Origin of the sequence: Blautia sp. BCRC 81119 (assembly GCF_003184505.1) — a bacterium.
In the GTDB taxonomy this organism is placed as follows: Bacteria; Bacillota; Clostridia; order Lachnospirales; family Lachnospiraceae; genus Blautia_A; species Blautia_A fusiformis.
Genome location: NZ_QJHD01000042.1, coordinates 1 through 19,622 on the forward strand (window position 1 = coordinate 1; position 19,622 = coordinate 19,622).

The 19,622-nt window shown below is 44.6% G+C and carries 16 protein-coding genes and 1 other annotated feature; of the genes, 11 read left to right on the forward strand and 5 right to left on the reverse strand.

The genetic code is table 11. The annotated features are described in order from the left end of the window. The first annotated feature begins 124 nt into the window (after positions 1 to 124). The 5 genes from DMI82_RS18515 (at position 125) to DMI82_RS18535 (ending at position 5,012) form a co-directional block, all read left to right on the forward strand. Entirely contained in the window at positions 125 to 1,297 is a 1,173-nt protein-coding gene (locus DMI82_RS18515; protein WP_330409320.1) for an ROK family protein, read from the forward strand. 400 nt (positions 1,298 to 1,697) lie between these two features. After that, positions 1,698 to 2,726, forward strand: a complete 1,029-nt coding sequence (locus DMI82_RS18520) for a zinc-dependent alcohol dehydrogenase (RefSeq protein ID WP_110104207.1) — start codon at positions 1,698 to 1,700, stop codon at positions 2,724 to 2,726. 9 nt (positions 2,727 to 2,735) lie between these two features. Further along, positions 2,736 to 3,128 carry a VOC family protein gene (locus DMI82_RS18525; protein WP_008369413.1) on the forward strand — a complete coding sequence of 131 codons (393 nt, stop codon included), beginning with the start codon at positions 2,736 to 2,738 and terminating at the stop codon, positions 3,126 to 3,128. Between the two features lie 18 nt (positions 3,129 to 3,146). Further along, positions 3,147 to 4,511 (forward strand): MFS transporter, encoded by a 1,365-nt coding sequence (locus DMI82_RS18530; RefSeq protein WP_015526067.1) that lies wholly within the window; start codon positions 3,147 to 3,149, stop codon positions 4,509 to 4,511. Between the two features lie 84 nt (positions 4,512 to 4,595). Then, on the forward strand, positions 4,596 to 5,012 hold the full coding sequence (locus DMI82_RS18535; RefSeq protein WP_242872594.1) for a carbohydrate kinase family protein: 417 nt from the start codon (positions 4,596 to 4,598) through the stop codon (positions 5,010 to 5,012). A gap of 97 nt (positions 5,013 to 5,109) precedes the next feature. On the opposite strand, the gene ilvN is transcribed toward DMI82_RS18535, so the two are convergent. The 3 genes from ilvN to DMI82_RS18550 all read right to left on the reverse strand — a co-directional run bounded on the left by ilvN (position 5,110) and on the right by DMI82_RS18550 (position 9,161). Continuing rightward, the gene (gene ilvN / locus DMI82_RS18540) at positions 5,110 to 5,619 is read right to left on the reverse strand and encodes an acetolactate synthase small subunit (RefSeq protein WP_015526065.1); all 510 of its coding nucleotides are present in this window, start codon (positions 5,617 to 5,619) and stop codon (positions 5,110 to 5,112) included. Between the two features lie 12 nt (positions 5,620 to 5,631). Continuing rightward, entirely contained in the window at positions 5,632 to 7,350 is a 1,719-nt protein-coding gene (gene ilvB / locus DMI82_RS18545; protein WP_092071219.1) for a biosynthetic-type acetolactate synthase large subunit, read from the reverse strand. Positions 7,351 to 7,450: 100 nt separating this feature from the next. Then, positions 7,451 to 7,692: a binding site (T-box leader), on the reverse strand. A 182-nt stretch (positions 7,693 to 7,874) separates the two neighbouring features. Then, on the reverse strand, positions 7,875 to 9,161 hold the full coding sequence (locus tag DMI82_RS18550) for an HlyC/CorC family transporter (protein WP_110104213.1): 1,287 nt from the start codon (positions 9,159 to 9,161) through the stop codon (positions 7,875 to 7,877). A 232-nt stretch (positions 9,162 to 9,393) separates the two neighbouring features. On the opposite strand from DMI82_RS18550, the gene DMI82_RS18555 reads away from it, so the two are divergent. The 5 genes from DMI82_RS18555 to DMI82_RS18575 all read left to right on the forward strand — a co-directional run bounded on the left by DMI82_RS18555 (position 9,394) and on the right by DMI82_RS18575 (position 15,252). After that, complete coding sequence (locus DMI82_RS18555) at positions 9,394 to 10,092, forward strand: ABC transporter ATP-binding protein (protein WP_110104208.1); 699 nt, start codon at positions 9,394 to 9,396, stop codon at positions 10,090 to 10,092. A 9-nt stretch (positions 10,093 to 10,101) separates the two neighbouring features. Continuing rightward, a complete protein-coding gene (locus tag DMI82_RS18560) occupies positions 10,102 to 12,417 on the forward strand; it encodes an ABC transporter permease (protein WP_110104209.1) in 2,316 nt (771 codons plus the stop codon). A 265-nt stretch (positions 12,418 to 12,682) separates the two neighbouring features. Next, positions 12,683 to 13,060 (forward strand): diacylglycerol kinase family protein, encoded by a 378-nt coding sequence (locus DMI82_RS18565; RefSeq protein ID WP_015526060.1) that lies wholly within the window; start codon positions 12,683 to 12,685, stop codon positions 13,058 to 13,060. A 95-nt stretch (positions 13,061 to 13,155) separates the two neighbouring features. Continuing rightward, positions 13,156 to 13,581, forward strand: a complete 426-nt coding sequence (locus DMI82_RS18570) for a hypothetical protein (RefSeq protein ID WP_180214124.1) — start codon at positions 13,156 to 13,158, stop codon at positions 13,579 to 13,581. Positions 13,582 to 13,650: 69 nt separating this feature from the next. Further along, complete coding sequence (locus DMI82_RS18575; protein WP_110104210.1) at positions 13,651 to 15,252, forward strand: ABC1 kinase family protein; 1,602 nt, start codon at positions 13,651 to 13,653, stop codon at positions 15,250 to 15,252. Positions 15,253 to 15,395: 143 nt separating this feature from the next. Here DMI82_RS18575 and DMI82_RS18580 read toward each other — a convergent pair whose 3' ends face one another. Beyond that, on the reverse strand, positions 15,396 to 16,223 hold the full coding sequence (locus DMI82_RS18580; RefSeq protein WP_110104211.1) for an AraC family transcriptional regulator: 828 nt from the start codon (positions 16,221 to 16,223) through the stop codon (positions 15,396 to 15,398). A 930-nt stretch (positions 16,224 to 17,153) separates the two neighbouring features. On the opposite strand from DMI82_RS18580, the gene DMI82_RS18590 reads away from it, so the two are divergent. After that, a complete protein-coding gene (locus DMI82_RS18590; RefSeq protein WP_015526056.1) occupies positions 17,154 to 18,680 on the forward strand; it encodes a glycoside hydrolase family 31 protein in 1,527 nt (508 codons plus the stop codon). A gap of 169 nt (positions 18,681 to 18,849) precedes the next feature. Here DMI82_RS18590 and DMI82_RS18595 read toward each other — a convergent pair whose 3' ends face one another. Then, complete coding sequence (locus tag DMI82_RS18595; RefSeq protein ID WP_015526055.1) at positions 18,850 to 19,494, reverse strand: YesL family protein; 645 nt, start codon at positions 19,492 to 19,494, stop codon at positions 18,850 to 18,852. Positions 19,495 to 19,622 lie beyond the last annotated feature (128 nt).

Consider the following 19,622-nt stretch of genomic DNA (forward strand, 5'->3'; position numbering starts at 1 on the left):
GAACAGTATAAATATAGCTTGTGGACACTGTGTAAGACATTGCAGTACCGTAAGGTGTTTGCCAATGCAGTAGTGGGAGAAGCAAGAATCCCCCTGCTTTAGCTGTGGGGAGTGTCAAAAAACATTGCTTTACAAGAAGAATAAAAAAGCATATAATTCTTTTATAATATATTTAATAAAAGAGGGTAAGAAAACGGAAAATAAAGATAAAAAAAATATAACAAGAAAAAGAATAATTAATTATGTGCTGAACAATCATGTTACATCCAAGGCGGGAATCGCAAAAGATTTAAATTTGAGTATGCCGACTGTGTTAGCAAATGTAAATGACTTGTTAGAAAAAATGGTGTTGGAAGAAACTGGGGAATATGCTTCGACCGGTGGAAGAAAGGCAAAAAGTATAGGGATTAATAAGTCATACTGTCATGCAATGGGAATTTTGATTACAGCGAATCATATAGAAATGGTATTAGTAAATCTTGGAGATGAGATTATAAAAAAAGATCGCATCCGTTTAAAATTTACGGCAGAATTATCCTATTGTACAGAAGTGGCACAAAAGGTCAAAACTTTTCTTGAAGGCGAATTAGCGAAGGATACGCTACTTGGGATTGGAGTGGCGATTCCGGGAATTATTGATCAGAAAGAACGGATCGTTTTAAAATCCCATGCTTTAGGTATAGAGAATTATAGTCTGCGCTTTTTAGAGCAGGCTTTGGAAATTCCAGTATATTTTGAAAACGATGCTAATGCTGCAATGCTTGCAGAAAAAAAGCAAAAGTATCCAAATGCGATATATCTGTCTTTGAACCACACCTTAGGAGGCGCATTCTGCATAGATGGAAAGCTGTTTCGAGGGCAGAACCAGAAAGCAGGTGAGTTTGGTCACATGATACTCGTTCCCGGTGGAAGAAAGTGTTATTGTGGTAAAGCAGGATGTGCAGATGCATATTGTGCTGCAAGTGTACTGACACAAGATAACAAGCAGTCACTGGATGTATTTATGGAAAAAATTGAAAGTGGTGATGAAAAAATTTTACAGACATGGAATGAGTATCTGGATCATCTTGCTGTTTTGATATCAAATCTGCGGATGGCATATGATATGGATATCATACTAGGAGGTGATGTGGGAGGTGTATTGTCAGATTATATGATACCACTGGGAGAAAAAGTGATGGCATATAATGGCTTTGAGCATGATGTTTCATACTTGAAAAATTGTTCGTATAAGAAAGAAGCGTCGGCTGTTGGAGCTGCGAAATACTTTTTTACAAAACATATGGCAGAATTGTAAATTTTTTGAACGCAGATAAGCAGTCCACCGCATCTGGTGCGCAGGGCATCAAGCGTTGGGTAAGGGGATGTTCACTCTGTTGGAGTTAAAAGCTCCCACTGACAGGTTGCAAAGCGAATGCGGATGTCCGATTTATATGTGTGAAAAACAAGAAGTTGTGTAAAATTAGAAAAATATATTATAGTAAAAACGGAAAGAAAACAGTAACTATGGTTTTCTTTCCGTTTTTTTTCATGTTAATTATGAAAAATATACAAAAAATATATTTTGAAATTATGAAATATATAAAAATATGAAAAAACATATTGACAAATTGTGTTTACATGGTAATAATATAATTACTTTGATAAAACATTTTATAAAACATAAAATAAAATAACATATAAAGGAGAAAACAGTTATGTTACAGCAGGTAATGACAAATCCAGGAGAAATTATTTTCAGAGAGGTTCCGGTTCCGGAGGTAAAGGAAAATCAGGTGTTGGTAAAGATTATGAATATTGGTATTTGTGGATCAGATATTCATGTTTATCATGGAAAACATCCGTTTACAAAATATCCGGTAACACAGGGACATGAGGTTTCCGGTGAGATTACAGAACTTGGAAAAAATGTCACAGAGTTTCATATGGGACAGAAGGTGACGATAGAGCCTCAGGTATATTGTGGACATTGCTATCCATGTCGTCATGGAAAGTATAATCTCTGTGAGGAATTAAAAGTAATGGGATTTCAGACGACAGGAACAGCATCTGAGTATTTTGCAGTGGATGCATCGAAAGTAACACCTATTCCAGAAGATATGTCCTATGAAGAAGGAGCTATGATCGAACCTCTTGCTGTGGCAGTTCATGGTGTAAAACAGATGGGCGATGTGGCTGGCATGAATATTGCAGTCCTTGGAGCAGGACCGATTGGAAATCTCGTGGCACAGGCAGCAAAAGGAATGGGGGCAGCGAAAGTGATGATCACAGATATCAGTGATCTTAGACTGGCAAAGGCAAAAGAATGTGGAATTGATGTGTGTGTGAATACCCAAAATAAAGACTTCGGTGAGGCAATGATCGAAGCATTTGGACCGGATAAGGCAGATGTGATCTACGACTGTGCCGGAAACAATATCACAATGGGACAGGCAATTAAATATGCAAGAAAAGGAAGCACGATCGTACTGGTGGCTGTTTTTGCAGGAATGGCAGAAGTAGATCTTGCAGTGGCAAATGACCACGAACTTGACATTAAGAGCACGATGATGTACCGCCATGATGATTACATAGATGGAATCAGACTGGTAAATGAGGGTAAAGTTCATTTGAAACCGCTCATCTCAAAGACATTTGCTTTTAAAGATTATCTGAAGGCATACCAGTATATTGATGATAACCGCGAGACAACGATGAAAGTAATTATCAACGTCAGTGAAAAGTGAGGAGTTCGTATGGAAAATAAATATGGAATTGTCGGAGTTGCCCATGTCGGGCTTCCGACAAACGATTTGCAGAAAACAGTTGAGTTTTATAAGAGTCTTGGATTTGAAGTAATTATGCAGTCTTATAATGAAAAAGCAGGGGAAAAAGTGGCATTTTTGCAGATAAAAAATTACTGTATAGAGACTTTTGAAAATGGGCAGGCGGCAATGTCAGACGGTGCATACCAACATGTTGCACTTGATGTGGAAGACATTGAAAGTATGTATCAGAAAATTTGCAATGAAAAATACACAATTATTACAGACGGAATCGAAGAACTGCCATTTTGGGAAAATGGTGTGAAGTTTTTTATGATCAAGGGACCAAATGAGGAAAGAATAGAGTTCTGTCAGAAACTCTGATAAAAATAGGAGGGACATATGGGAAGCGAAAACAAAAATGGAAAAGTACCGCTGATCAGTAAGATTGCATATGGGTTTGGTGATGTCGGATGTAATTTCAGCTGGATGTTCGTCAGTAATTTTCTGATGATATTTTATACAGACGTGTTCGGAATCAGTATGGCGGCTGTGTCAGCACTTATGCTTTTTTCGAGATTCTGGGATGCGATCAATGATCCAATCGTCGGGGGACTTACGGATAAAACAAAATCGAGATGGGGACGGTACCGTCCATGGCTGTTAGTAGCGGCACCAATTACAGCGATTCTTCTTGTTATGACATTCTGGGCAAGACCCGACTGGCCGCAGAATGGAAAGATCATTTATATGGTAATTACATATTGTCTGCTGGTTTTGGGGTATACCTGTGTGAATATTCCATATGGAACCTTGTGTGGTGCTATGACACAGGATATTGATGAACGTGCAAAAATAAATACATCCCGTTCGGTTGCAGCGATGATTGCAATTGGTGTGTTAAATATTATCACAGTTCCACTGCTCAGCAAATTCGGCAGTCACAGTGCAAAGACAGGATATCTGACGGTGGCGGTCATATATGGATGTATTTTTACAGCCTGTCATTTCTTCTGCTTTGCGAAGACGAAAGAGGCAGTGATTACTCCGGAAAAAGAAAAAATTTCTGTAAAGATACAGTTGAAAGCAGTTATGCAGAACAGACCATATCTTCTTGCATTGGCAGGACAGATATTATTTGGATTTACATTGTATGGTAGAAACGCAGATATTCTGTATTATTTTACATATGTGGAAGGGAATGCCTCCTACTACACAACTTATTCGATGTGCATTATTATTCCTTCTATCATCGGGGCAGCCTGTTTTCAACCATTATTCCGCAAGTTGAATAACAAAGGAAGAACAGCATCTCTCTTTGCTTTATTTACAGGAATTTCCATGTTGTTTATGTTTTTCTTCAATGCCAAAGAATCACCAGCTATTTTTTATGCATTATCTGGTCTCACACAGTTTTTCTTCTCTGGATTTAATACCGCAATCTATGCAATTATTCCAGACTGTGTGGAATATGGGGAGTGGAAAACCGGACTTAGAAATGACGGTTTTCAGTATGCATTTATTTCACTTGGAAATAAAATCGGAATGGCAGTTGGAACAGCACTTTTAGCAGGATTACTTGGAAAATATGGTTATATTGCAAATCAGACACAAAATGCAATTGTACTTTCAATTATGAAACATGCATTTACGACGATTCCGGGTGTACTGTGGATTGTGACTGCGGTTGTATTATTTTTCTACCGGTTAAATAAAAAACGTTATAACGAGATTGTAGAGGAACTAAAAAATGGAAGAAAAAGTTGATATCGTGGCATTGGGAGAGTTGCTTCCTATGATCCAAATTATCGCTCGTCTCTTTGGAAGAGCAAAGAGTATGCAGTGAAAAAAATGAGATCTGTCATAGAATTGGTAGATGTCATGAAGGTATCGGATGAAGAGAGTACTCTGTTGACAGAGGCGAAAAGTTATGAGCAGGCTGCAGATCAACTCCTTGCCATGGGACCAAAGCTGGTTGCCATTACATTGGGAGAACAGGGAGTTCTTATGGCAACAAAAAGCAGAAAAGAAATCATCAAAGCATTTCAGACACATGCGGTCGACACGACTGGGGCAGGTGATTCATTCTGGGGAGGCGTATTATGCAGTATCCTTTCTATAAATAAGAATGTTGAAAAAATGGAATGGGAAGAAATCAAAAAGTGTGCTGTTTTGGGAAATGCAGTTGCTGGATTGTGTGTGCAAAAGAGAGGCGGAATCCCTGCGATTCCAACGAAAGAGGCAGCGCTTGAATTTATGCAGAAATAATGAATGTATATGAACAAACTCGGGGCTGTAAAAATCACGATTTATTAATCGTTAAAGCATCAGCCCCGTGTTTTTCTGTCGGAGTATTATTCAGCTTTTATCTCTCCATCATACTGATAGACTCAATTCCGACACTTCCGCCGCGGACAACTTCGATATGCTTGAACTCTTCTTTGATAAGCTTGATGACCGCGTCATTTTTGGTTGCGGTCTGGACGAATTCCAGAAGGAGGCTGTCTTTTCCATAGTCGATGACACGTGCCTTGAAAGTCTCAGCAATCTGGAAAAGTTCTACTTTATCTTCCGGGGAGCAGCCCTTTACCTTGATGTAAAGGATCTCCTTCATTCGAACGAACACATCTGTAAAATCAATAACCTTGATCACCTCGATCATACGGTTCAGCTGTTTTTTGATCTGCTCAAAGGTTTCATCATCGCTGACTGTGGCGATGGTCATTCTGGAAACTGTTGGGTCCTCCGTGGTTCCAACTGTAAGACTGTCCAGGTTATAGGACTTTCCGGAGAAAAGACCGGAAATCTTGGAAAGAACACCGACCTGGTTTTCAACATAGAGAGAGATCCATCTTTTTTTCATTCCTTTATCCATCATTCATTCCTCCTAACAATCCATGATCAGATCAGCCAGGGTGCCGCCCGGCTTGACCATCGGGTAAACCATTTCCTCCGGATCAATGATAAATTCGATGATCGTAGGAGTTTTTGTATTCTTCTTAGCCGCTTCGAAAGCAGCCGCAATCTGATCCTTCTCAGTTACGCGGATACCCTTTGCCCCATAGCTCTCTGCGAGACGGATGAAATCCGGTGTGTATTCCGGATATTCCTGACCGTCTGTGCGGCGGGAGAGTGCACCGGCCTTCAGATTTGTCATGGCGTAACGTTTTCCGTAGAAAAGCTTCTGCCACTGGCGGACCATTCCGAGATATTCATTATTAAAGATACAGCAGATGATCGGAAGTTCCTCCAGAACTGCGGTAGCCAGCTCCTGAATGTTCATCTGCATGCCGCCGTCACCGGAAACGGAGATGACCGGTGTATCCGGATTACCGATCTTGGCACCGATGGCACCTGGAAGGCCGTAACCCATGGTTCCAAGTCCGCCGGACATGATCAGCTGACGGTTCTCGGTGATGTCCGCATACTGGCTCACCAGCATCTGATGCTGACCTACATCGGTAACAAGAATGGCCTTGTCAAACTGGCGGTTGATCTCGCCGATGATATCCAGCGGTCCCATAATACCACGGTCTTTCATGGTAAGAGGATGCTCTTCCTTCCATTCCTGGATCTGCTTCAGCCATTTGCCGGTATTACAGTCCTGTACATATTCATTCATTTTTGTTATTGCCTCTTTTGCATCGGCAACGATGGGGATGTCTACATGGATATTTCTGGAAATGGAAGCGGTGTCAATATCGATGTGGACGATCTGTGCATGCGGGGCAAATTCATGGAGCTTGCCTGTGATACGGTCGTTAAAACGGGTTCCGATGGAAAACAGAAGATCGCATTCATTCACTGCCATATTTGCGGCATAAGCGCCGTGCATACCAAGATTTCCGATAAACAGAGGGTTCTTTGTGGAAATGGCACCACGTCCCATAACGGTTGTGACAACCGGGATCTGAGTTTTCTCAACAACCTGGGTAAAAATCTCCTGCGCGCGGGAAATGATCACACCGCCGCCAGCAAGAAACAGAGGTTTTTTGGCCTTCTGCAGCATTTTGAGGGCACGTTTCAGCTGTCCGATATGCACGCTGGTGTTAGGCTTGTAGCCACGGATATTGACGGTCTTCGGATACTCAGCACTTCCCAGCTCGGCCATTACATCCTTTGGAAGGTCGATGAGAACCGGGCCTGGGCGTCCGGTGCGTGCGATATAGAAGGCTTCCTTGATGATACGTCCAAGATCCTCACGGTTGCGGACGGTAACACCGTATTTTGTGATGCTTCTGGTAATCCCGACAATATCAACCTCCTGGAACGCATCGTTTCCGATGAGGTGACGGGCAACCTGTCCGGTAAAGCATACAAGCGGAACGCTGTCATAGTTGGCAGTTGCAAGACCTGTAACAAGGTTGGTAGCTCCGGGACCGCTGGTAACGAGACATACGCCAACCTTTCCGGTAGTTCTGGCATAGGCATCTGCTTCGTGTACAAGGGCCTGCTCGTGACGTGGCAGGATGATGTCAATGCCGCTCTGTTTATATAATTCATCGCTGATATCGATGGTGCAGGCACCAGGATAGCCGAACAGAACATCAACGCCTTCTTCTTTTAAGGCTTTTACAAGCAATTTGTTTCCGGAAATCTGTTTCATGAATTGGTTCCCTCCTTTGATGATGTGAAAAGTTAAGCAGATAAGGGCTGCCGCGAGAAATTTTTCCAATAAAAAAGTCCCGGCATATCGGATAAAATATGCTCAGGACGGATGATTCCGCGGTACCACCTGTTTTCAGAGGTAAAACTCTGCTCTCTGCCAGTACAAAATTATACTGCCTCCCTGTAACGTGGGAATGACGATGAAGCCTACTGCATGAAGATCCATGGTTCAGTCCACTGCTCGAGGGCTACTTCCACAGTTCAGTCACGAAGATTCTCACCGGCCATCTTCTCTCTGTGCATCCGGAGACTGTGTACTACTCCCTGTCATTGCATTTAGTAAATATGGATAAAAATTTTTATCATTATAATATAAAATATCGGAACTGTCAATCAAAAATCCTGATGGCTCAACGGGTGAGCCGGGGATTACGATAACAGTTCCGATATGGATGATATTAAGTATTAAATATTTTTTCGGTACATCAGCTGTTTCTTGTTACGGAGCTGGAGCCTGCTTACTCAGGATTCGGTATTATCCCGTGTTTCAGGATCTTTTTCCGGAAGGTAGACATGCACTTTCTCGATACGGTTTTTATCCAGCTTTTCTACGATCAGACGGATTCCGTCCTCTGTGATCACTTCGTCACCGGCAACAGGCAGACGATCCAGATGTTCGATGATAAATCCACCCAGGGAATCATAATCCTCGGAATCCAGTTCCGTATCCAGATGATCATTTACGTCATCCAGATGCATGGAACCTTCGATGATATATTCCCGGTCGGAAATCTTCTGGACAAGCTCGTCCTCCTTCTCATCGTATTCGTCATGGATCTCACCCACGATCTCCTCCAGGATATCTTCCAGTGTGATCAGTCCGGCCATATCACCGTATTCATCCAGTACAATGGCAATGTTGAAGGTGGAGTCCTTCATTTCCACAAGAAGATCGGAAATGCTTTTTGTTTCGTAAGTGAAATGCGGCTTTCGGAGGAAATGATCGATAACAAATTCCTCATTTTTGTCGTAAAGAAGAAGATCCTTCATGTTGATGATTCCCACAATGTTGTTCTGGCTGTCCTTATAAACCGGCAGACGTGTGAACTTATCCTCGCGGAAAATATCGATCAGCTCATCATAGGTGGATTCTACATCCGCAAAGGTAACATGTACTCTTGGAACCATGATATCCTTGGCTGTGGCATCTCCAAGATCAAACACATTGTAGATCATTTCTTTTTCGTCGGATTCAATGACACCGTCCTCATGGCTGACGTCCACGATAGTACGAAGCTCCTCCTCGGTCATGGCCTTGCTGGCTGCATCCGGATCCACACGCATCAGGCGCATCACACCTCTTGAAAAGAGATTGATGATGAAGATCACCGGTGTCATGATGGTCATAAGAAATTTAAAGACCGGGATATAGCGGAGGGTGATCTTTTCAGAGTTAATGGTTGCGTAGTTCTTGGGGGTGATCTCACCGAAGATCAGGATCAGAACCGTCAGAATCACCGTCACGATGCTGACCATATAGCCGCCAAAGCTGTATGCAAGTGTGGTTGCAAGGGAAGAAGCTGAAATGTTCACAATGTTGTTTCCGATGAGAATCGCACTGAGAAGCTTGGGCGTCTGGTTCTCCAGGATATCGAGAGCCATGGCTGCACGCTTGTTTCCCTCGTCTGCAAGAGAGCGGAGACGGATCTTGTTTACCGACATCAGCGCGGTTTCGTTAGATGAGAAAAAGGCTGACAATGCCAGCAGAATAAGTAATATGATTATCTGGTAAGTGTCGCTGGGGTCCACTTTCAATATTCACTCCTTTAAAAATAAGATTATTTGGTTAAAAATATACAGATACTCCCACATTATATACGTTTTACTGGATTTTGGCAAGAGCCGGACCGGTACAGCGCATATAGATATATGGAAAAAATACGAAAATAAGTCTGCTTCTTGACAAAAGAGTAAGTTCAGACTAACATATATGTATATTCATATATAAAGAAGAACTGTATAGGAATGGAAGGAGAGGTTTATGTTTCTGGAGATAAAAGGAATCAAAAAATCCTTCGGGGCAGGAGAGAGCCATGTAGATGTTCTGAAGGGGATCGATCTTGAGATTGAAAAGGGAGAATTTTGTGTGCTTCTGGGGCCGTCCGGTTCCGGGAAATCCACGCTGCTAAACATTATTGGCGGCATTGACGGAGCGGATGCAGGAAGCATTACCATTCAGGGAGAACAGCTGGAGGATATGAATGAAAAGAAGCTTTCCCTCTACCGCAGAAAACATCTGGGATATATTTTTCAGATGTATAATCTGATCCCCAATCTGACTGTGAGGGAGAATATTGAAGTTGGTGCTTATTTAAGTGACAGACCGCTGGATGTGGATGAACTGCTGGAGACACTGGGACTTTATGAACATCAGCGGAAGTTTCCGAACCAGCTTTCGGGAGGGCAGCAGCAGAGAACTGCTATTGGACGTGCCATTGTAAAAAATCCGGATATCCTGCTTTGTGATGAGCCTACCGGCGCTCTGGACTACAACACCTCCAAGGAAATCCTGAAGCTGATCGAAACAGTCAATCACAAATACGGAAATACTATAGTCATGGTTACTCATAACGATGCCATCAAGGATATGGCAGACCGCGTGGTAAAGCTTCGTGACGGGATGATCCGCAGAAACTATCAGAATGAGCAGAAGATTCCGGCTACTGACCTGGAATGGTAAGGGGGCATTATGAAGAATCCTTTACGTAAACGTATCCCCAGGGAACTGAAGGGGGAATTTGGAAAATATCTGGTGGTTTTCCTGCTGATGGTACTGACCATCGGGTTTGTGTCCGGCTTTCTGGTAGCCGATGGAAGCATGCTGAAGGCTTATAATGAGAGCTTTGATAAATATAATATCGAAAACGGAAATTTCCGTACTGCGGAAAAGATTTACAGTTCTCAGTGGAAGGATATTGAAGCTGCCGGTGTTAAGCTTTATGAGAACTACTATATAGAAGAAGATCTGGATAACGGAAGCACCATGCGTTTTTTTAAAAACCGTGAGAAGGTGAATAAGGTCTGCCTGATGAAGGGAGAAATGCCGTCAGGGCAGGGTGAGATCGCCATTGACCGTATGTATGCGGATAACAACAGTCTTAAGGTAGGAGATACCCTGATCAGAGGTGAAAAATCCTGGAAGATCACAGGTCTGGTGGCACTTTCGGATTACAGTGCCCTGTTTCAGAATAATAATGATTCCATGTTTGATTCTGTAAAGTTTGGTGTGGCGATCGTAGCTCCGGAGGAATTTGAAAACCTGGATCAGGAAAAGCTCCGGTACAATTATGCATGGATATATGATCATCAGCCAAAGAACGAAAAAGAGGAGAAGAAAGTTTCCGAAAATCTCATGGAAGACATTGGCAAAGTGGTAGCTCTGGAAAGCTTTGTCCCACGTTATCTTAACCAGGCGATCATTTTCACCGGTGATGATATGGGCGGAGACAGGGCAATGGTCATCACGCTTCTTTATATTGTGATCGTGATCATGGCTTTTGTGTTTGGAATTACCATCAGCAATACGATCCGAAAGGAAGCCGGTGTTATCGGTACGTTACGTGCATCCGGTTATACCAGACGGGAGCTGATCCTTCATTATATGACGCTTCCGGTTCTGGTCACGCTGGCCGGTGCCCTGATCGGAAATATTCTTGGATATACCGTATTTAAGGGTGTATGTGCAGACATGTATTACGGGAGCTATAGTCTGCCGACTTATGTGACCGTATGGAATGCAGATGCCTTTCTTCTGACAACCGTAGTTCCGGTCATCATTATGATACTGATCGATCATGCGGTGCTCAGGTACCGCCTGCAGCTTTCGCCTCTGAAGTTTCTGCGAAGGGATTTTTCCGGTAAAAAACAGAAACGTGCAGTGTATTTAAGTCCGAAGATAGGAATTTTTTCTAGGTTTCGCCTCCGGGTGATCTTTCAGAATGTCAGCAGTTATCTGGTGCTGTTTGTGGGAGTTGTTTTCGCAAATCTGCTGCTGTTTTTCGGAATGCTTCTTCCGTCTGCACTGGATCATTATCAGCTTGAGATCCAGGAAAATATGCTGGCGAAATATCAGTACATGCTTTCGGTTCCGGCAAGTGCCTATTCAGGAAATAAAGCGGATGCCATGAGTTCTCTTATGGAATATTATATGGATACCAGAACGGATAATAAGGATGCGGAAAAATTTTCTGCATATTCTCTGAATACCATGCCTGGTAAATATAAAAGTGAGGAGATCACTCTCTATGGTGTGGAGCCGGATAGCAAGTATATCCGTGCAGATCTTTCGGGAGAGGGTGTTTATATTTCCAGTGCTTATGCAGATAAATTCCGGATCAAGGAGGGCGATACCATAACTTTGAAGGAAAAATACGAGAAGGATGAGTATTCCTTTAAAGTAGATGGAATCTATGATTATGCGGCAAGCCTCTGTGTATTTATGGAAAGAGATAAACTGAATGAGGCGTTTGATCTTGGAGATGATTATTTTGGAGGATATTTCTCTGATACAGAGATCCGGGACATCCCTTCAAAATATATCGGCTCTGTCATTGATCTGGAAGCTCTTACAAAAATATCCAGGCAGCTGGATGTCTCCATGGGAGATATGATGGGAATGATGTATGGATTTTCCGTGATCATTTTCTTGGTGGTGATCTATCTGCTTTCCAAGGTCATCATCGAAAAAAATGCCCAGTCGATTTCTATGACCAAGATCCTGGGCTATACAAATGGTGAGATCAGCCGTTTGTATATACTTTCCACATCACTTGTGGTGGTGTTCTGCCTGCTGTTAAGCCTTCCGGTTGAACGGCAGATCATGGAAGTGCTGTTCCGCGAGATGATGCTTTCCAGTATTTCGGGATGGATCACCATGTGGGTGGATCCCATGATCTATGTGAAAATGACAGCGATCGGAATCGTAGCCTATGCAGTGGTAGCAGTGCTGGAATTCCGGAGAATCCGTCAAGTGCCCATGGATGAAGCACTGAAAAATGTGGAATAATATGTGACATCTGTATATATATCCGGAAAAATAATTCAGGATATCCGGAAATTTTACAGAATATGCAACAGGATCAGGAGTATGTGTGGTTTAACTGAATGCGGATGCTTTTATCCGCTTGAACAGTTGTCTGTGAATAACCACATATACTCCTTAAATATTCATAAATTTTCCGGAATACTGGAAATATTACTACAAACTTGTTATAATAATCCCATACTTCCCGTTGGAGGGAATAATTCAAACAGGAAATCAGGTGAGGAACATGGCAGGCAGAAAGAAGGATCCGCTGTATAAAAGCTTCGGATATGCGTTTCAGGGGATTTTTACCTGCATCCGCAAGGAAAGAAATATGAAGATCCACTGTATGGTGGCAGCGCTTGTGGTGATCGCAGGACTGATCCTTGGGATTTCCGTGACAGAGTGGTGCATCTGCCTGGGGCTGTTCGGAATGGTGATGGCGCTGGAACTGGTGAATACGGCAGTGGAAGCTGTTGTGGATCTGGTTACGGAGGAACGTCACCCACTGGCAAAGATCGCCAAGGACACAGCGGCCGGAGCAGTACTGATCGCAGCGATCATGGCAGCGATCGTCGGACTGATCATTTTTGTTCCCAAGGGACTTGTTTTTCTGGGAATATGACAGGAACAGAAAACTTTTGTTTCAGGATAGGGTCTGGTGTCGGACTGTGGTGTGATGGTCCGGCAGCTGCCGGTTTCAGGAAAGGAGAAAATATTATGGAATTAGGTGAAGGACTGAAGAAAATTTTATTGGTGGGTATTGGTACAGCAGCAGTGACAGCAGAGAAATCCAAAGAAATCCTGGATGAACTGGTAAAAAAGGGTGAGCTTACGGTTGAACAGGGTAAGGTTCTTAATCAGGAGCTGAAGCATAACATCAAATCAACGGTTAAGACAGCTGCTGATTCTGTAAAGGAATCTGCAGCCAGAAAGAATGATCAGGAAGAACTGAAGGCAACGATTTCCAGGCTGACACCGGAGCAGCTGGCTGCTGTGAAGGCGCAGATCGAGCGCATGCAGGCCGAGGCTGCTGAGAAGAAAGCCGAGACAGCAGAAGAACCGGCAGAGGAAGCTGTACAGGAAACTTCTGCGGAAACAGAAAATGCAGAAGATACCGGGAGCGAAGAACAGGCAGCAGAGTAACCGACTGCGGATTGCAAATATCCGCTTGACTAAACGACAACGCAGACGGAGCAGTAAATGGAGAAGTTTATGGGCAGAGAAGAAAAGGAGAAAAAAGAGAAAGGCGGATATGGAGAGCGGCTGAGAGAGATTACAGCCGTTTTGAAAAAGCATGCCATTACCCGTGGTGTTTCTCCTGAGAAGCTCCGGCTCATACTGGAAGATCTGGGCCCAACTTATATTAAGTTGGGTCAGATTATGTCTCTTCGTTCCGATATTCTGCCGAAACGCTACTGTGACGAGCTGATGAAGCTCTGCTCAGAGGTACCGCCGATGCCTTTTTCCCAGGTGATCGAGGTACTGGAAGAGTCCATGGGATGTCCGTGGCAGGAGGAATTTCAGCATATTGAGCAGAAACCTCTGGGAGCGGCATCGATTGCCCAGGTACATCGTGCCACGCTGAAGACGGGCGAAGAGGTTGTGATCAAGGTTCAGCGAAAAGGAATCTATGAGACCATGGCCAGGGATATCGGCCTGATGCATAAAGCAGTGCGTCTGATGCCGCCGGTGAGTATTAAGGGCATGGTGGATCTGAACATGGTTTTAAGTGAACTGTGGACTGTGACTCAGGAGGAGATGAATTTCCTGACGGAAGCTGCAAATATGGCGGAATTTGCAAAAAAGAACAAAGATGTGGCTTTTGTGAAAGTACCGATTCTCTACCGTGAGTATATTTCGCCGCATATTCTTGTGATGGAATATATTGACGGTTTTGCTGTCAATGACAAGGCGGATCTTCTGGCCAATGGTTATGATCTTAATGAGATCGGAACGAAATATGTGGATAATTTCATCAAACAGGTGATGGAGGATGGCTTTTTCCATGCGGATCCACATCCGGGAAACGTGCGGATCCAGGATGGAAAGATCGTCTGGATCGATATGGGGATGATGGGACGGCTTACAGAGCACGATCGTCAGCTGATCGCAGAAGCTATTGAAGGGGTTGCCATGAACAACATCGGCAAGATCCAGGATGCGGTCCTGGCTCTTGGGGAGTTTAAAGGCAAACCGGATTCCAGCAAGCTTTATGAGGATATCCGCGGACTTATGGAGAAATACGGTACTGCGGATATGGGGAACATTGATGTGGCTGAAGTGATGGTGGACCTGATGGAGGTCATGAAGGAGAATAAGATCATGATGCCTCACGGACTGACCATGCTTGCGAGAGGACTGACTCATGTGGAGGGGGTTCTGGCTGAGATCTGCCCGGACATCAATATGACACAGATTGCTGCGGCAAGGCTCAAGGAGCAGCTGTTCAGCAATGGGAACTGGAAGCGTGAGATAAAAAAAGAAGGAAAAAATCTTGCCTGGTCCCTGAAACGTGCAGTGGATATTCCTTCTCTGGCAGCAGATTTTCTTCAGGGCTGTATGAAAGGGCAGACAAAGATCAATCTGGATCTTCATGCCTCGGATGATCTGGCGTGGCTTTTGCGGCGGCTGGTGCGGAATATTGTGATGGGGCTGTGGGTGATGGCACTTCTGATCAGTTCCAGCATTATCTGTACTACAGATATGAAACCAAAGCTGTGGGGGATTCCGGCGTTGGGGGCTTTTGGCTATGTGTTTGCTTTTATTATTGTTTTGTATGTGTTTATCAAGCATTTCTTTTCAGGAAAAAAATAAAAGACGGAGATCATTTGCAGAGTCTGCGGGATGGTTTCCGTCTTTTTTTGCTGTTATGGAATTGTTTCGGTCTGCTGTTATAACTGCGATTAGGAGCTATCATCTTCCGACCAGCTGGTAAAGGACGGAGTGCGGGTGTTTGGTCAGGTGTAGATGGTTCCGCTGTAGGCTTTGCGGAATTCCCTTGGGGTGTAGCCGGTTCCCTGGCGGAAGTAGTTGCAGAAGGAGGGAGCGTCCCGGAAGCCGCAGGAGAGAGCTGCTTCTGTGATGGTGCAGGAGGAGGAGCAGAGAAGCTGGGCTGCCATCTGGAGGCGGTGTTTCAGGAGATATTGTTTTGGGGAGGTGTTTTCATGTTCCATGAAGATCCGGTAAAGATAGGAACGGTCGATTCCTACGTAGTGTGCCACGTCTGAAATCTGGATGGGGTAGGCATAGTTGTTTCTAATGTATTCGGAGGCTTTCTGAAAGTACAGGTTTGAGATGTCGGTCCTGCTTTCGGAGGGCTTTTTTTGCATGTCGGATAATATCAGGAGGAGGTTTCCTGTGGAGGCAAGGTCGTTTCCGTTGTTTTCGGAAAAGGTGTCAAGTAGGCTTTGCATGTGGGTGAGGAGGCTGTTTTGCCGGGAGGGTGTTTCCGGGGTGAAGATTGGGGTGTCGGAAAATACGGTTTGTTTCAGGATTTCTTTGCAGGCGGAGCCGTCAAAGCCTGCCCAGGCATAGCTCCAGGGGTCGGAGGTGTCGGCGCGGTAGTAGATGGAGTCCATGGGGCGGATGAGAAAGGCGTCGCCTGCTTTCAGATGGTAGGTGTGGCCGCTGCACTGGTAGATGCCTTTGCCGTGGAAGATCACGTGGAGAAGGTAGTGTGGGCGCATGGCCGGGCCGAAGGAGTGGTTCGGACCGCAGTCTTCCTGGCCGCAGAAGTAGACGGAGAGGGTGTGCTGGGTTTGGGTTTCTTTGGAATCGTTTTTCATTTGGGTGGCCTCCTGTTTTTGGGTTATTCAACAAAAACGCAATTTTGGGTCACAAAATGGGATGGAATGTTGTATGAGGTGATTATACAATATTGGGTGTGGGAAGGGCAAGGATGGATATGGATATACGGACGCCCGTGAGGTGTGTGCTGCCTGTCGGCGGGGCTTCGTCGGGGGCTGACTTCTAAGCCGCTGAAAATCTGCTAAAAGCGCTTTAAAAATTCTCGAACTCGCGTCTGAAGCCGCTCAGACAGCGAGAATTTTTGAAGCAACGCAGATTTCCACCGGCTAAGAATCAGCACCCCTCCTGCAGAGTCCGCCGACAGGCAGCACACACCTCACGGGCTGGTATTTCAGGGCGGAAGGGATAGAGTGGCGATGGCGGGAGGGATTACAGGTGAGGAGGGAAGGGGATGGAGAAAATGTGGCTGGCGGAGAGGGGATTTGGTTCAGAGTGGGAATGGTGGTGTTTTCCCGGGAGTTGGATGAGTCATCAGCGCTACGCTGGATGACTGGGACGAAAGGCAGAGTTTCCCTGTGGTCTGCCGGGGAAGAATGGGTCGAGGCGTTTCGCTGTCGACTTGGAGGTGAGTTGTTGTGGCAATGCAGTGGCGCCGGGATGAGATATCAATACATAGGAATATAGAGGAACACAGCGGAGCAGGATGAATACATCGGTGTAGCGTAGCATTATCAATACCGTAGAATACATCGCCGTGCCAATACATTAACACATTTCCACAGCGTACGACAATATAGCGTGCCCGGAAAGGGGGAGTGCGAGGGGGAAAAGCGGGCTTCGCAACTCTGAGTGTTTTCTCCCTCGCAGATTTCCTCCGCTTTGAAAAGCGGATAAATTTACACTAATACCCCCAAAAATAACCTCAACATTAAAAAAATAGATTTACATATAAAAGGAGGAGCCTCAACATGAAAACAACTATATTAAAAAACGAATTCTGGTACGGTGGTGCAGTCTATGAAGGCTACCGCCAGCCCGTAGGTGCAGACGACATTGTGGACTGGGATTTCCGCGAAAACCCAACCCACAATCAGATCATGCCTTTATTCCTTTCCTCGAAAGGCCGCTACATCTGGAGCGATGCAGGTTTTCACATTTCTTTCAGAAATGGTGAGATCCTGGCGGAAGGTCCGGAACCTATCATTCTGAAAGATGGCTTCAATGATCTGCGAGGTGCATACCTGGCAGCCATGAAAGCGCATTTTCCATTTCATGAGATCAAACTTTCAGACAGGTTTTTCAAAGTACCGGTATACAATTCCTGGATCGAACTTACCTATTATCAGACCCAGAAGAATATCCTGAAATATGCAAAAGGTATTCTGGAAAATGGTTTTCCATCCGGTGTTCTGATGATCGATGATGGCTGGTCTCCTTATTATGGAAGGTGGCAGTTCAGGGGGGATAATTTCAAGGATGCGAAGGCGATGCTCAAAGAATTGCATGAGATGGGATTTTCTGTGATGCTGTGGATCTGTCCGTTTATTACTCCGGATACGTTGGAGTTCCGGGAGGCTAGGGATAAGCATTTTCTGATTGAAACTCCGGAGGGAAAACCTCGTATCCTGGAGTGGTGGAATGGGTATTCTGCAGCTTTGGATCTGACGAATCCGGATGCGATGAAGTGGCTGAAGGATCAGCTGGATGTTCTGACGGATATGGGTGTGGATGGCTTTAAACTGGACGCGGGTGATCCTTGTTATTATCATGCGGGTGATAAGCTGTTCCGTGATGTTTCTACGGATGAGTTGTCCAGGCTTTGGGCTGAGTTTGGAGAGCAGTTTGCGTTTAATGAGCTGAGAGTGTGTTTCCGGGCCGGGGGTTATTCTCTGATGCAGAGACTTTGTGATAAGCAGACGAAGTGGGATGAGAGTGGTATTGCGGGATTGATCCCGGATACGTTGCTCCAGGGGCTTACTGGGCATCCTTTTGGCAGTCCGGATATGATTGGCGGGGGTGAGTATACCTGCTTTTTGAATGGGAATGAGAATGCGTGTACGCCGGAGATGTTTGTGCGGTATGCACAGATCGCGGCTTTGATGCCGGTGATGCAGTTTTCGGCTTCTCCGTGGAGGGTGCTGCCTGAGGCGGATTTTCAGAAGGTTAAGGCTGCGCTGGCGCTCAGAGAGAAATGTCTGCCGGAGATTTTCAAGGCTGTAGAGTGTGCGAAAGTTACTGGTGAGCCGATTGCCCGTTCTATGGAGTTTGTTTTCCCTGGACAGGGTATGGAGAGGGTGATGGATCAGTTTATGGTTGGTGATGCGCTTTTGGTGGCGCCTGTTTGGAAGCAGGGGGAGGTTGTCAGAAGTGTGACTTTGCCTGAGGGGCAGTGGAGGTGTGTTAGCCTTGGAGAGACTGAGGGTGATGTACTGAATGGTGGCCGGAATGTGGTTCTTGGTGAGAATGATGGGCTGGTTGTTTTGAGGAGAGTGTAGGACAACGCACAACAATTGCGTGCCCGGAAAGGGGGAGCGCGAGGGGGAAAAACGGGCTTCGCAACTCTGAGTGCTTTCCCCCTCGCAGATTTCCTCCGCTTTGAAAAGCGAAAATACTATATCTAAAAATACTATATCTAAATAAATAACAATTTTCCCAAGCTTTTCATCACAAAAGCGAAATATCCTCCTCCGGAGGAAGCAGCTTCTTAAAAAATCGATACAACAGCATCGAATTTATAAAAGCTACAAGTCCAAATCCAAAGAAAAACCAGCAGCATGCGTAAAGTGGCTGTAGCTTTGCATCGAGATATGTCATATACAATGGAAAGATCGTGATCACCGCAATGGCGATCGTTGTGGGGAAATGCATAAATGCCAGCAGAAATGCATTTCTGCAAAGTGCCCCCAGTGTATTAGCAAAGGTTGCGATTACCGGGAATATGTATAAAGTAAAAATTATCAGCAAAGTCAGAACCCCCACAGAAAGATAAAACAGCATATGTGCAGCGCTTCCTTCTGCATGGAGCAGAAAGCGGATATTCAGGATGAGCATGGTTCCGGCAGCAAGGATCAGCAGCCATATGATCAGTGACTGTTTGAAGTTTTCCTTAAAAGCTCTGAAAAATGTTTTCGTTGTGCCGTTGTTATTCCCTTTTACTGTACGCATCATGCAGTGATAAAGGGCAGTTAGTGATGGCCCAATGGTGATCACGGGGATGCAGCAGAGAATAAAAAGAAGATTGGCGATCACGATGTCACCCAGCTTGTTGAGAAATACATGGACGACATTATCTTCATTTAAAAGATTCATAACGAAATACCGTTACTGAAAACTTATAAAAAGTTATAAACTTCTATGTTTCATTCCTACTTCAACGAGTATGCTTTTGATGATATAAATATCTATCTACTCACAAGTTCTTGTACTCTCCATAGGCG

Coding starts and splice junctions, on each gene's coding strand:
- DMI82_RS18520 (WP_110104207.1), top strand. CDS start 1,698: ATGTTACAGCAGGTAATGACAAATCCAGGAGAAATTATTTTCAGAGAG.
- DMI82_RS18525 (WP_008369413.1), top strand. CDS start 2,736: ATGGAAAATAAATATGGAATTGTCGGAGTTGCCCATGTCGGGCTTCCG.
- DMI82_RS18530 (WP_015526067.1), top strand. CDS start 3,147: ATGGGAAGCGAAAACAAAAATGGAAAAGTACCGCTGATCAGTAAGATT.
- DMI82_RS18535 (WP_242872594.1), top strand. CDS start 4,596: ATGAGATCTGTCATAGAATTGGTAGATGTCATGAAGGTATCGGATGAA.
- ilvN (WP_015526065.1), bottom strand. CDS start 5,619: ATGGATAAAGGAATGAAAAAAAGATGGATCTCTCTCTATGTTGAAAAC.
- ilvB (WP_092071219.1), bottom strand. CDS start 7,350: ATGAAACAGATTTCCGGAAACAAATTGCTTGTAAAAGCCTTAAAAGAA.
- DMI82_RS18555 (WP_110104208.1), top strand. CDS start 9,394: ATGTTTCTGGAGATAAAAGGAATCAAAAAATCCTTCGGGGCAGGAGAG.
- DMI82_RS18560 (WP_110104209.1), top strand. CDS start 10,102: ATGAAGAATCCTTTACGTAAACGTATCCCCAGGGAACTGAAGGGGGAA.
- DMI82_RS18565 (WP_015526060.1), top strand. CDS start 12,683: ATGGCAGGCAGAAAGAAGGATCCGCTGTATAAAAGCTTCGGATATGCG.
- DMI82_RS18570 (WP_180214124.1), top strand. CDS start 13,156: ATGGAATTAGGTGAAGGACTGAAGAAAATTTTATTGGTGGGTATTGGT.
- DMI82_RS18575 (WP_110104210.1), top strand. CDS start 13,651: ATGGGCAGAGAAGAAAAGGAGAAAAAAGAGAAAGGCGGATATGGAGAG.
- DMI82_RS18580 (WP_110104211.1), bottom strand. CDS start 16,223: ATGAAAAACGATTCCAAAGAAACCCAAACCCAGCACACCCTCTCCGTC.
- DMI82_RS18590 (WP_015526056.1), top strand. CDS start 17,154: ATGAAAACAACTATATTAAAAAACGAATTCTGGTACGGTGGTGCAGTC.
- DMI82_RS18595 (WP_015526055.1), bottom strand. CDS start 19,494: ATGAATCTTTTAAATGAAGATAATGTCGTCCATGTATTTCTCAACAAG.